Source organism: Verticiella alkaliphila (assembly GCF_018904615.1).
Taxonomy (GTDB): Bacteria; Pseudomonadota; Gammaproteobacteria; order Burkholderiales; family Burkholderiaceae_B; genus Verticiella; species Verticiella alkaliphila.
Window position 1 is genome coordinate 38,156 of sequence record NZ_JADCNH010000004.1, and the last position, 11,659, is coordinate 49,814.

General features: G+C 66.2%; 13 protein-coding genes and 2 pseudogenes. 8 read left to right on the forward strand and 7 right to left on the reverse strand.

The window, feature by feature from the left end; genetic code table 11:
• Positions 1–5: 5 nt before the first annotated feature.
• Positions 6–233 carry a hypothetical protein gene (locus IMZ29_RS04250; RefSeq protein WP_216180969.1) on the reverse strand — a complete coding sequence of 76 codons (228 nt, stop codon included), beginning with the start codon at positions 231–233 and terminating at the stop codon, positions 6–8.
• 184 nt (positions 234–417) lie between these two features.
• On the opposite strand from IMZ29_RS04250, the gene IMZ29_RS04255 reads away from it, so the two are divergent.
• From IMZ29_RS04255 to IMZ29_RS04265, 3 genes are all read left to right on the forward strand, one after another.
• Positions 418–759 (forward strand): hypothetical protein, encoded by a 342-nt coding sequence (locus IMZ29_RS04255; RefSeq protein WP_216180971.1) that lies wholly within the window; start codon positions 418–420, stop codon positions 757–759.
• A 51-nt stretch (positions 760–810) separates the two neighbouring features.
• Positions 811–1,167, forward strand: coding sequence for a DUF2589 domain-containing protein (locus IMZ29_RS22575; RefSeq protein WP_253206803.1), 357 nt, complete (start codon positions 811–813; stop codon positions 1,165–1,167).
• 150 nt (positions 1,168–1,317) lie between these two features.
• Positions 1,318–1,650 (forward strand): hypothetical protein, encoded by a 333-nt coding sequence (locus tag IMZ29_RS04265; RefSeq protein WP_216180973.1) that lies wholly within the window; start codon positions 1,318–1,320, stop codon positions 1,648–1,650.
• Between the two features lie 92 nt (positions 1,651–1,742).
• Here the strand turns inward: IMZ29_RS04265 and IMZ29_RS04270 are convergent, their stop codons facing one another.
• The 4 genes and pseudogenes from IMZ29_RS04270 to IMZ29_RS23205 form a co-directional block, all read right to left on the reverse strand.
• Complete coding sequence (locus tag IMZ29_RS04270; RefSeq protein ID WP_216180975.1) at positions 1,743–3,344, reverse strand: gamma-glutamyltransferase family protein; 1,602 nt, start codon at positions 3,342–3,344, stop codon at positions 1,743–1,745.
• A 7-nt stretch (positions 3,345–3,351) separates the two neighbouring features.
• Positions 3,352–4,331, reverse strand: a pseudogene (locus IMZ29_RS04275) (Bug family tripartite tricarboxylate transporter substrate binding protein).
• A gap of 132 nt (positions 4,332–4,463) precedes the next feature.
• Positions 4,464–4,994, reverse strand: a complete 531-nt coding sequence (locus IMZ29_RS23200; protein WP_371820110.1) for a LysR substrate-binding domain-containing protein — start codon at positions 4,992–4,994, stop codon at positions 4,464–4,466.
• 242 nt (positions 4,995–5,236) lie between these two features.
• Positions 5,237–5,377, reverse strand: a pseudogene (locus tag IMZ29_RS23205) (helix-turn-helix domain-containing protein); the annotation flags it as partial.
• Between the two features lie 131 nt (positions 5,378–5,508).
• Here IMZ29_RS23205 and IMZ29_RS04285 point away from each other — a divergent pair.
• The 5 genes from IMZ29_RS04285 to IMZ29_RS04305 all read left to right on the forward strand — a co-directional run bounded on the left by IMZ29_RS04285 (position 5,509) and on the right by IMZ29_RS04305 (position 10,202).
• Positions 5,509–5,739, forward strand: coding sequence for a hypothetical protein (locus IMZ29_RS04285; RefSeq protein WP_216180977.1), 231 nt, complete (start codon positions 5,509–5,511; stop codon positions 5,737–5,739).
• A gap of 61 nt (positions 5,740–5,800) precedes the next feature.
• Positions 5,801–6,247 (forward strand): hypothetical protein, encoded by a 447-nt coding sequence (locus IMZ29_RS04290; protein ID WP_216180979.1) that lies wholly within the window; start codon positions 5,801–5,803, stop codon positions 6,245–6,247.
• Between the two features lie 81 nt (positions 6,248–6,328).
• Positions 6,329–7,546: a multidrug effflux MFS transporter gene (locus IMZ29_RS04295; RefSeq protein ID WP_216180981.1), complete on the forward strand. Its 1,218-nt coding sequence runs from the start codon at positions 6,329–6,331 to the stop codon at positions 7,544–7,546.
• A 182-nt stretch (positions 7,547–7,728) separates the two neighbouring features.
• On the forward strand, positions 7,729–9,132 hold the full coding sequence (locus IMZ29_RS04300) for a serine hydrolase (RefSeq protein ID WP_216180983.1): 1,404 nt from the start codon (positions 7,729–7,731) through the stop codon (positions 9,130–9,132).
• On the forward strand, positions 9,129–10,202 hold the full coding sequence (locus IMZ29_RS04305; RefSeq protein WP_216180985.1) for a serine hydrolase: 1,074 nt from the start codon (positions 9,129–9,131) through the stop codon (positions 10,200–10,202). Before IMZ29_RS04300 ends, IMZ29_RS04305 begins: the two co-directional genes overlap by 4 nt.
• Positions 10,203–10,278: 76 nt before the next feature.
• Here the strand turns inward: IMZ29_RS04305 and IMZ29_RS04310 are convergent, their stop codons facing one another.
• Both IMZ29_RS04310 and IMZ29_RS04315 read right to left on the reverse strand, forming a co-directional pair.
• Positions 10,279–10,647, reverse strand: a complete 369-nt coding sequence (locus IMZ29_RS04310; RefSeq protein ID WP_253206806.1) for a NirD/YgiW/YdeI family stress tolerance protein — start codon at positions 10,645–10,647, stop codon at positions 10,279–10,281.
• A 75-nt stretch (positions 10,648–10,722) separates the two neighbouring features.
• Positions 10,723–11,604 (reverse strand): LysR substrate-binding domain-containing protein, encoded by an 882-nt coding sequence (locus tag IMZ29_RS04315; RefSeq protein WP_216180988.1) that lies wholly within the window; start codon positions 11,602–11,604, stop codon positions 10,723–10,725.
• Positions 11,605–11,659: the final 55 nt, after the last annotated feature.

Consider the following 11,659-nt stretch of genomic DNA (forward strand, 5'->3'; position numbering starts at 1 on the left):
CGACCTCACTCTTGCTCTCGAGCGGCAGGCGCGCGGCGCGGCGCACGTGCATACCCAATCGCGCCCGCAACATACAAAACGAATGCGATCACTGCAAACACGACGGCCACGTCACCATTGAACGCGAATACCAGGACTGCGGCGACGAACGAGCAAAGGGCGCCGGCCAGGAAGGCAAGCATCGCCCAGATCGGCGGCACTTTCGGCGGGGCTTTGTTGAGATTCTTGGTCAACACGGATCTCCTCGAAGAGGGGCCATTCTACCCACGCCGTGTACGCTGAGTGCGCGGCACTGCCGCCCCCGGCATCACGAGGCAAGGCGGGCGCAGGATAGGCGTCGACGGCACATCCGAGCTATAGCCAACCCCATCGCTTACGGATACATTGCGATCTGCCCTCACCCCACCGAGACACCGCATGCTCTCCAATGACACGATGAACGCCTTGGCCGATATGGTCGCGGCAGAACCGGACCTGGCCAAACAGGTCGCGGCCATCAAGGATCAATATGAAGCGCGCGAGCTGCTGATGCGCATGGCCGCCGTACTAGGCATCACGTGGGCGGAGGAGCCACTGCGCCACGCGTTGTCGGATGAGCAGCTGCAGGGTGTGAGCGGCGCCTCGAGCGAGGCGGAAAGGGAAGCCAAGCGTCAGATGAGGGCGACGCAGATCGCCGAGTGCCAGAAGGTGTTCTACCTTTTCCCGGGCATTTGCACCGTGGGGGAGGAGGCGATCAACAGGCTGGGCTGGCGCGGCTGACGATTCGTCGCTGAATGCTCCCTTGACCTTCCTCACTGAGATCGACGAACCATGCAGCTTTCTTCCGACACCGTCACCGCCCTGCAAGCCGTGATCGACAGCAACCCGGCCCTTCGTGCCCACCTTGCCAGCGCCAGCTCACCGGAGCAGGCCGCGGCGCGACTCGCAGATGCTATCCGCACGAGCGCAGAGTGGCAGGCCGCAGCCTCTGATGGCACCTCGCCCTTGGACGAATCACAGCTGGATGCGATCTCGGGCGGCTTCATCTCGATGCCGGACCAATTTCGCGGGCTGCCCATGGGTGATCTGATCGGCGGCCCGCTGAACAGCGCCATTGACGCGCAAACGCGGTTGGCCGCGGCAACCAAGGCCTTCATCGATCAGTGCAACTTCAACTTCAACTTCTGACATGTCACCGGCACGAGGTGCTGTCAGCGCTTCCTAGCGCAGAGATCGTCTAGGCAAGCAACAGAAAAAAGGTTGCGCCGGGCTCCGCCCATGACATGTGTCTCGACCTCGGGACACCTACCCGACAAACGCCCCCACCGAGAACATGCCATGCTCTCCAATGACACGATGAACGCCCTGGCCGACATTCTTTCGGCAGAACCCGACCTGGCCAAACAGATCGCTGCGATTCAGGATGAGGACGAGGCGCGCGAGCGGATGCGTCGGCTTGCTGCCGAGCGCGGCGTGGTATGGCGGGAAGAGCCGCTCTATCGCGCCCTGCCGGACGATCACCTCGACGAGGTGAGTGGGGGCATGAGCGACGCCGACATCATGGAGTGGGAGCGCCGGGCCTATTACGAGCGTCTCGAAACGTGCCGGCAAACCTTCACCATGATGTCGTTCATGTGCCATGATCCGAACCCGAACAAACCTTGGATGTGATGCGAAAGACCTTTGCGTCAGCCGCTAGCGCCCACGGCGCACGCAAGCCACGTTGACGCTCGAGACGCCCGCCACCTGGCGGGGGTCTTCACTCAGTAGCCCACTGCCTGTCCATCCTTGCGCGGATCGGAACCAGCGACATACGTGTCGCCATTGCGCAGAATCAGTTGGGCGCCCCCGAAAGCGAATACCCCTGCGCCGGGTTCGACGACCACCTCGTGCCCCCGAGTGCGCAGCGCCTCGACGACCGCGCTGTCGAAGCTCGGCTCCACCGCCACGCCGCGCCCACCCGTCACCCGCCAGCGCGGCGCATCGGCGGCCGCCTGCGGGTTCTGGCCATACAGCAACACCCGCAACGCCATCTGGGTATGGCCCTGAGATTGCATGGGCCCGCCCATGACACCGAAGGACATGCGCGGCGTGCCGTCGGCATTCATCGCGAACGCCGGGATGATGGTGTGCGAGGGCCGCTTGCCGCCGGCGACGCCGTTGGGGTGCGCGGCATCCAGCGTGAACCCGTGGCCCCGGTTCTGCAGGCTGATACCGGTGTCCGGCACGACCACGCCTGAGCCGAAGCCCATGTAGTTGGACTGGATGAAGGACACCATCATGCCGGAGGCATCAGCGGCGGATACATAGACGGTGCCACCAGCCTTGGGTTTGCCCGCGCCGGGGTCGCCGGCACGCTCAAGGTCGATCAAGGCCGCGCGCTCGGCCAGGTAGGCCGGGTCGAGCAAGGCTTCGGGGGCCAGCGTCATGCACTGCGGATCGGCGTTGTAGCGCTCCAGATCCGCCAACGCGAGCTTCATGGCTTCGATGGACAAATGCACCGTGTCGGGATGGTCGATGGGCGCCTTGCCCACGCCCAGGGCCTTGAGTATGCCTAGCGCCATCAGGCAGGCGATGCCCTGTCCGTTGGGCGGGAGTTCGTGAACGACGGCGTCTGCAAATGGCTGGGATAGCGTTTTGCACCAGTCGGCCCGATGCTCGCCCATGTCCGACAGGGACAGCGCCGCGTCATGCTGCCTGGCGAAGGCCACGATCTTCTCGGCCAGCGCGCCGCGGTAGAAGGATTCGCCATGCGTGGCAGCGATGTCCTCGAGCGTGCGCGCATGCGCTTCGCTGCGGAAGATCTCGCCCGCCGCAGGCGCCCTGCCCTCGCGCAGGAAACACTCGGCAAAGCCCGGCTGATCGCCCAGGCGCTGGCCGCCCAGGTGCCACAGCGTCGCGATCACGGGCGACACGGCAAAGCCGTGACGCGCATAGTGGATCGCCGGGGCCGCCACCGTCTCGAACGGCAGCTTCCCAAACTTGCGCGAGAGCTCCGCCCAGGCAGACACCGCACCTGGCACGGTAACGGCCTCCCATCCCTTGTCGGGCATGGCCTCGCGGCCCTGGAAGCGGTCTGCGGACCAAGCCGCTGGCGACCGGCCGGAGGCGTTCAGCCCGTGCAGCTCGGCGCCATCCCACACGATGGCAAAGGCATCGCTGCCGATGCCGCAGCCCGTGGGCTCGACAACGGTGAGCGTCATGGCAGCAGCAATGGCGGCATCCACGGCATTGCCGCCGGCCAGCAGCATGCGCAGCCCGGCCTGGGCGGCCAGCGGCTGGGAGGTGCTCACCACATTCTGGCCCAGCACGGGCGAGCGTTGGGACGCGTACGGTTGCGTCCAGTTCACGTCAGATCGTTGCATGGCGGCCTCAGTTCACAGTGATGTTGCGCTCGCGGATCAGCTGGCCCCAGCGATCGCGGTCCTTGGCGGCCATGTCGGCGAATTCGGTCGTGGTGACGCCCGGCGTGGGATCCACGCCGAGCTTGTCGAAGCTGGAGATGACCGCAGGCGCGCGCAGCACCTCGTCGAAGGCGTCGTGGATCTGGCTCACGAGCGATTCGGGCATGTCCTTGGGACCATAGATGCCGAACCAGGTCACGGACGAATAGCCCGGCAGGCCGGATTCCGCCACCGTGGGAACCTCGGGCGCGAGCGGCGAGCGCTCGGTGCCGGTCACGGCCAAGGCGCGCAGTCGGCCGCCCTGCACCTGCGGCATGCCGGTGGGGATCGCGTCGAACAACACCTGGACGCTGCCCGAGACGAGATCGGCGATCGCCTGACCCGTGCCCTTGTAGGGCAGTGAGTCATCTGCACGCCCGCCTGGGCGTTGAACGCCTCGGTGGACAGGTGCACCACGGTACCCAGCCCACTGCTGGCGAAATTGAGCTCGCGTGGATGCGCCTTGGCATAGTCGATCAGCTCCTCGATGTTCTGCACGGGCAGCGAGGGCGTCACGAGCACCACGCTCGCTGCCGTCGCGATCTGCGCAATCGGCGTGAAATCCGTGGCGACGTTGTAGGGCAGATCGATCAGATTGGGCGACACCGCGTGCGTGCTGCTGGTGGCAAGCAGCAGCGTGTGACCGTCGGGCGCGGCGCGTTGCACGTCGCGCGAACCGATGGCGCCGCCGGCGCCGGGCTTGTTGTCAACCAGGACGGACTGCCCGATCTTCTGCGAGAGGGTGGACGCGAGCGTGCGAGCGACGGCGTCGGTGGCGCCGCCCGCCGGGAACGGCAGGACGAGCGTGACGGGCTTGGCGGGCCAGGTCTGCGCGCTGGCACCGAGGCTCGTGGCCGCCAGCGCGACACCAAATGCGATGGCACGAAGCCGGGATGTGTGAACGGGCATGACCTTCCCCTGGATTGGACGGCAAGATGGTATGACGCTCGCCACCGCGTCGCCATTGGAAATTCGTCAAGAAAGCCTTGCCGAAACGGCAAGGAGAACGCGCAGGCTAGCCGCGATGCCTGGCGCGGCGGATCAAGGCAGCTGTTCGGTCAGCGCCCGGATCAGATGATCGAGAAACCGCTGCACGGCCGGCGGCAGCGATCGCCCCACCAGCGTCTGCACTTCCACATCGCGCAGATTCAGGCCGTGATCCCGGACCGGAATGGCGACGATGAGGCCCGCATCGACCAGATGACGCACCGAGATTTCGCTCGACACGGAAATGCCGCCCTCATGCACCACAAAGCTGTGCAGCGTGGGCATGTTGTTGCTCACTAGCACCGGGTCGAGCAGCAGCTCCTGCCGAGCGCAGGCCACATCGATGGCCTGGCGGATGGTGGTGGATTCGGTGGGCAGCGCCAGAGGAAAGGCCTGCAGCTGTGCCAGCGTGAGCGTCCTGGCCTGCGCGAGCGGGTGCGTGGGGTTCATGAGCGCGAGCACCGTGGAGGGCCGGCGGTACTGGATCTTGATGTCGCGTTCGGGCAGGCGGGCAAACTGAATGCCGATGTCGACGTCCACGCCGCGCAGGCTCTCGGAGATCTGGGCCGGGTCCTGCACGTCCACGCGAAAGCTGACCCCGGGAAGCTGCGCCGGAATTCGACAATCAAGGGCGGCAGGAATTCGTTTGCCACACCCGCGGATGCCGCGATCGCGACCCGCCCGGTGCGCACCCCCAGGAGAGACTGGATTTCCTGCACCGCCCGCTCGGCATCCATCTGCACGCGCTTGGCGTGCGTGGCCAGCACCTCGCCAGCGGCGTTGAGCGTCATGCCCTTGACGCTGCGCTCGAAGAGCGGCACGCCCAGCACCTTCTCCAGCGCGGAGATCTGCCGGCTGATCGCCGAAGGCGCCACGTGCAGCCGTGCCGAGGCGCTGGCGAGCGAGCCGGTGCGCGCAACCTCGTAGAAGTAACGAAGGGCAGTGTCCTGGAAATACGTGGCTTTCATGGCGTGTGGATGTGGCGGGGCAGCCTGTCGGGGTGATCGTATCGCACCGTTCAGGCCTGTCGTTACCAACCTGACAGGCAACGCGCGCCAGCTGCGTTATCATACTGTATGTTTATACAGTATTTAGCGTGATGACGTCAGACGCCCACCTGCTGCCTCGCATTCCTTCCGGGACACTGCGCGAGGCCGAAAGCCTCTTGCCAGAAGCCGCCACGGCACAGCACGACGAGTATGTGGTTGAGGTCGACGCGGGCGAGTCCGGTCGCGTCTGTCTGCGCTTTGCGCGCACGCCGCTCGGGTCCCCAGTCAGCATGGTCTGGCGGGCCGTCAGTGCATCACGGGTGGATCGCGATGTCCCATGATGCCGGCCGGCGGCCCACGCCCCCCTGCTTCTCCTGCGCACACTTCCAGGGGCTGTATGACATGACGCATGCAATCTGCTATCAGACCACCATGGCGCCACGGCTGCAGCCCCGGCCGTGGCGGGGCTGCACGCAATGGCGTCAGGCTCCCGGCGCGGATCTCGCCGTGACCACGTCGGAGCAGTATGTGGCGCTGCATGGCACGCCGGTGCCCGGCTTCACGGACCAGCGCACCGATGCCTGGCCGGCGCCGCTGCTCGCAACTGCCATTCGGCAGGCGTACGAGCGTCATCGCCACCCTGAGGTGCGCGCGCTGGTCATGGAGATCAGCCGCTTGCACCATCTGCTGTTCTGGACATGCAATGCCATGGAGTTGATGCTCGCCGCGGAGCGCGATGACCGGCATCGGCGTCTGCAACGTTTGCTGGTGCTGCTGCGCAAGGAACCGGAAGTACGGCGGCTGAAGTGGCGCACCGACGGCAAGGAGCTGCGGGCGCCGTCACGATGAGCGTGGCCTGGACGGCCTCCATGCATCCACTGACCTGCCCGGCGCACATGGCCTAGAATCGACCCTTTGCCGGGTCATTCCATGCCGCGCCGTCCGTCCGAGCCCTTTCCCCCGCCGTCTGGCTCGGGCACCACGTCCCCTCGGCGCAGTTTCATACTGCTGCTGATCACTGTGGCGGCGGTGAGCCCGCTGGGCATCAACCTGTACCTGCCATCGATGCCGGGCATGGCCCGCGCTTTCGAGGTGGACTACGCCGCCATCCAGTTCACGCTGTCGGTCTACATCGCCGCCGTGGCTGTGGGCCAGCTCGTGATCGGGCCGCTCTCGGATCGTTACGGTCGCCGGCCGGTGCTGCTGGGCGGACTCACGCTCTTCGTGCTGGGCTCGCTGTTGTGCATGCTTGCCTCGAACATCGACGTGCTCGTGGCCGGGCGCATCGTCCAGGCCCTGGGCGGCTGTGCGGGCATCGCGTTGAGTCGCGCCATCGTCCGGGATCTCTATGATCGGGACCGCGCCGCGAGCATGATCGGCTACGTCACGATGGGCACGGCCGTGGCGCCCATGATGGCGCCCACAATCGGCGGCGTCCTGGAGGCGGCCTTCGACTGGCGTGCAGGCTTCGTCTTCCTGACGCTCTTTGGCGTGGGCGCCTGGTGGGCCACCTACCGCCATCTGCACGAGACCGCGCCTCGCATCGGCGAGACGACCAGCGCCACGGCGCTCATGAAGGACTACGGCACGCTGTTGCGCAGCCGCCTCTTCTGGGGCTATGCGCTGACCGCAAGCGGCACGGCAGCGGCCTTCTTCGCGTTCGTGGGCGGTGGCGCCTACGTGGTGATCGACCTCATGGGCAAGACGCCGGTCGAATACGGCATGTACTTCGCGCTCGTCACGCTGGGGTACATGCTCGGCAATTACGGTTCCGGGCGCCTGGCCACCCGCCTGGGGCCGAGGCGCATGATGCACCTGGGCCTGATCGTGGCGGTCTCGGCGGCCTGCGTGATGGCCGGTCTGTATGCGGCCGGCGTCCTGCATCCGCTCGCCATCTTCCTGCCCATGCTCCTGCTGGCGATCGGCAACGGGCTCACGCTACCCAGCTGCATCGCGGGTGCCGTGAGCGTGCGGCCCGATATCGCAGGCGCCGCCGCCGGGCTTTCCGGCAGTCTGCAGATGGGCGTGGGGGCGGTCGTGGCCACCCTCGTGGGCCTGCAACTGCAGGGCTCGGCCTGGCCACTGATTACCGCGCTGGTGGCCTGCACGGTGTTCTCCTTTTTGACCTTGCGCCTGCTCGTGCGCTGACGGCCAGCGGCCCGCACGGGGCCGGCGAGGCATCCAGGGAACGGCACTTGCTTTAGCCAGCCCGTTGCTCAACCGCTGGAGGCCTCTCTGTGCCGTACGCCGCCCCGCCCCCCATCCACCGTCCACGCCGGCTCGCGCCGCCTCCCTTGTTTTGCCGGGGTGCGCTTGTCCTGGCCTGTGCCTTGAGCACGTCGATGGCACTGGCGGTGCCGGTGTCGAGCTGGGAGGCCCATGAGCCCGCCCTGACAGACGCCGCGCCTGTGCCGATGCGCGTGTCGCATCCTCAATTGGGCACGATCGAGATCTGGGCCGTGCCCGACGGCATGGACGCGACAGACCCAGCACTCGTCGCCCTCCAGCAGCGTGCCGATGCCTTCCCGGCCGTCACGGCCGCGCAAACTGCCCTTACCAGCGGCACGGCGCCCCGCGTGGCAGCCAGCACCCCCACCGCCGACAGCATTCCCCCTATCCCCGTACCCTCGGCTCCCGCCGAGGCGCCTACCTCCACCTTGCGCGGCACCGTCGCCCCCGCGCCGCGCTCGGCCCCGCCGTCCACGGTCGCGCCTGCTGAATCGATGGCACCCGCGGCGGCGAGCGTGCCTGCCTGGCCCGCCCGCCTGCAGGCCGAGCTCGAAGCCCTGGATGCTCGCACCCAGGGCGAGGTCGGCGTCTATGTGCTGGACCTTGCCACCGGTCAACAGGTCTCGCACCGCGCCAACGAGCACTGGTATCTCGCCTCGATGGTGAAGGTGCCGGTCGCGCTGGCTGTGCTTCAGGCCGTGCAGCGCGGCGAACTCACGCTGGACGACCCGATGACGGTGCGCGCGACCGACTATGTCGATGGCGCCGGCCAGACAAACCGGCGTGGCCCGGGGCAGACTGTGACCGTGCGGTTTTTGTTGGAACAAATGATCGTCTACAGCGACAACACGGCAACGGACATGCTGATCCGGCGCGTGGGGCTCGATACGATCAACGCGCTTGCCCAGGCGCACGCGCCTTCCGGCCTTGAGCCGATCACCACGCTGGCGGACGTGCGTCGCCGCCTCTATGGCGAGATCACGCCCGCGGCCAGCGAGCTCGCAGGGAGCGACTTTCTGCGCATCCGCCGGCAGCCCGCCGATGGCGATCGCGTGCGCGAATTGCTGCGCATCACCGGGGCGCAACCGGCGCCAGAGGCGGCAACGACGCTCAATGACGCCTACGACCGCTACTACGCCACGCTCGCCAACGCCGGGCGGCTCGACGCCTTCGGCACTCTCCTCGCTCACGTGGCTCAGGGCGAGGTGCTGGATGCGACACGCACCGCCGTGCTCCTGGACATCATGCAGACCGTGCGAACGGGCGATCGCCGCATCAAGGCCGGGCTGCCGACCAACGCCCGCTTCGCGCACAAGACCGGCACACAACGCGCCCGCTTCTGCGACGGCGGCATCGTCTTCTCGCAACAGGCGCAGGGCCAACCGCTCGTGGTCGTGGCCTGCACACGCGGCGATGCGTCGCTCGGCCGCGCCGAGCGCACGCTGCGCGGCGTGGGCGAAGCCCTGCGCGAATCGGGTTATTTCACGGAACAAGGCCGATCATGAAAGTACTCTCCCCGCTGCTCTACACACTCTGCCTGGGTCTTGCCGCGCCCACGGCGGCACTCGCGGCCGATGCCTCCGACGCCCCGGCGGCGGACTGGCCACAGACGCTCGTCGAGCGCCTCGAAGCGCTCGACGCCAAGTCACCTGGCACGCTTGGCGTCTATGTGAAGCATCTGGCCGATGGCAGGGAAATGCTCTACGCCGCGGATCGTCCCTGGTATCTCTCCTCCACCGTAAAGGTGCCGATCGCCATTGCCGTGCTCGAGGCCGTGGACGACGGCAAGCTTACGCTGGACCAGGAGATCACGCTCGAAGCGAACGACAAGATCGACGGCGCGGGCGACGTCGTCTGGCAGGAAGTCGGCTCGACCCACACGATCGACGACATGCTCGAAGCCATGCTCATGCAGAGCGACAACACCGCGGCCAACGTGCTGATCCGCACGCTGGGCGAGGACACGCTCAATCGGCGCGCGCGCGATTACATGGGCCGCCGTGGCGTGAACGAGCTCACCACCTTCACTCAAATCCGGCGCGACATCTACGGTGAGCTGCACCCCGACGCCGCACGCCTCACGAACGAGCAGCTCGTGGAAGTGGCCGGTGCCAACATCGGTCCGGCCCGCGTGCAGGCATTCTCCCGCATTGCCGAGATCGACAGCGACGCCTTGCAGGCGAAGACGATGGACGAAGCCTACGCCCGCTATTACGCGAAGGGTTTGAACATGGCCAAGTTGCAGGCCTACGGCGACATGCTCGAGAAGCTCGTCGAAGGCGATCTGCTCTCGGACGAGAGCCAGGCCAAGCTCTTCGAGTACATGAAGCTGGGTGTGGAAACCAACTACCGCGTCCAGGCCGGCCTGCCCAAAGGCACGCCCTTCATTCACAAGACCGGCACGCAGTACGAACAAGCCTGTCATGCCGGGGTGATCCGCCCCGAAGACGGCGGCGCACAGGCCATCATCGTGGCGGCCTGCGCCGAGGGATTGGACGAAGCCAAGGAAGCCGGCACGCTCCTGGAGAGCGTCGGCAAGCAGGTAGCGGAAACCCTGCTGCCGTCGGCTAGCTGAAACCCGCCGCGCCATGAATACGGCGGCCCACGGGCCGCCGTATTCATTCGCCAGCGCGTCGAAGCGCGCGTCGCGATCAGCGCACGATGCGCACGGTATCCACATCGATCTCGGGGGCGCGATTGCGGCCCGTGTCGACCTCGCCCACGATTTCCACGCGAGTCTTCTCGTCGATCTTCTCCTTGGGCATGTCGCTGTCGTCGATCTCGGCCGTGATCTCGCCCGTGCCGTCGGAGAACGTGTACTTCTCGTTGCCGATCATGCGCAGGATATGGCCTTCCAGACGCACGGCCTGATCATCGACCGGATTGTCCAGGATGGCTTTCACGCTCTGCGCCATGGCGCCGCTCGAGGGGCCGGCGTATTGCGCATGCGCCGCACCGGAGAACACGCCCACGAGGGCGGCAGCGATGGTCAGGGACTTGACTTTGGAAGACAGCAGCATAGAGATCTCCTTCGGGGGATCGATGAGGGAATCCCACCGGAGCAAGTATCGTGCTCAGCAGAGGAGCTTTGTCTTCTAGCCTTCGCCAAGTTTCACCCGTCGCAGCAGATTGCGCCTGACGTGACTTGTCAGATGGCTGCGGTCCTCCCGTTCAAAAAGCCCGATGCTGCGAAAAGCCTCCGAATCCTCCAGTGGAATCACACGTACGCGTCGATCGGTCTGCCACGTGGCATTGCGCGACAGCGGCAGGACGGACACGCCAATGTCCTGCTGGACCATATCGACGATGGTTCGCAACGTGTTGAGCTCGAGGTACTCCGCAATCTGCAGCCCATTGCGCTTCATGCAGCGTTCAACGAGTGACCCGGTGTGGGTGCTCCGGGTGATGCGAAAGAACAGGTTCTCGCGGATCAGCTTGTGCAGGTCATTACTGCGCGCGCTCACACTCGTGATCAAGACAAGTGGCTCGCGAAACAAAGGCGTCCACTGCACGCCGGCGGGACACTTGTGCGCGTTTTTCACGGACACCGCCGCGTCGAGTTCGCCTTGCCGCACCCGCTCGGACAGATCGCCCGCGTAGCTGATCGACGGGTTGATCTTCAGGCATGGGTGCACCTTGCGCAACTCCAGCACTGCGCCCGCCAAGAATGGCATGCACGAGGCGATCGCGCCCACAGTGATGGAGCCCACCGGCTCGCCTTCATTGGCAGGGTTGTTGACCATGCTCTCGTAGCAAGCCACCAGTTGGCGAGCCTTGTCGAGCAGGTCGTGGCCCCGGGCATTCAGCGCGATGACATTGCCGGCGCGGTCGAACACCGTGTATCCCAGGTCTTGCTCCAGGGTCTTCATCTGCAGGCTGACGGCAGCGGGCGTGAGCGCGGCGCGCTCGGATGCGGCGGCAAACGAGCCGGTGCGAGCCACCTCCAGGAACGTGCGAAAGACGCGAATGGAGCTCATGGCTGGACATCCCGATAGACCGTGTGACGCATCAGTATTTTCCCTATATCCAAGC

Bases quoted from the DNA above. Each gene is read 5' to 3' on its own strand.
- IMZ29_RS04255 (WP_216180971.1), top strand. From the start codon at position 418: ATGCTCTCCAATGACACGATGAACGCCTTGGCCGATATGGTCGCGGCA.
- IMZ29_RS22575 (WP_253206803.1), top strand. From the start codon at position 811: ATGCAGCTTTCTTCCGACACCGTCACCGCCCTGCAAGCCGTGATCGAC.
- IMZ29_RS04265 (WP_216180973.1), top strand. From the start codon at position 1,318: ATGCTCTCCAATGACACGATGAACGCCCTGGCCGACATTCTTTCGGCA.
- IMZ29_RS04270 (WP_216180975.1), bottom strand. From the start codon at position 3,344: ATGCAACGATCTGACGTGAACTGGACGCAACCGTACGCGTCCCAACGC.
- IMZ29_RS04285 (WP_216180977.1), top strand. From the start codon at position 5,509: ATGACGTCAGACGCCCACCTGCTGCCTCGCATTCCTTCCGGGACACTG.
- IMZ29_RS04290 (WP_216180979.1), top strand. From the start codon at position 5,801: ATGACGCATGCAATCTGCTATCAGACCACCATGGCGCCACGGCTGCAG.
- IMZ29_RS04295 (WP_216180981.1), top strand. From the start codon at position 6,329: ATGCCGCGCCGTCCGTCCGAGCCCTTTCCCCCGCCGTCTGGCTCGGGC.
- IMZ29_RS04305 (WP_216180985.1), top strand. From the start codon at position 9,129: ATGAAAGTACTCTCCCCGCTGCTCTACACACTCTGCCTGGGTCTTGCC.
- IMZ29_RS04310 (WP_253206806.1), bottom strand. From the start codon at position 10,647: ATGCTGCTGTCTTCCAAAGTCAAGTCCCTGACCATCGCTGCCGCCCTC.
- IMZ29_RS04315 (WP_216180988.1), bottom strand. From the start codon at position 11,604: ATGAGCTCCATTCGCGTCTTTCGCACGTTCCTGGAGGTGGCTCGCACC.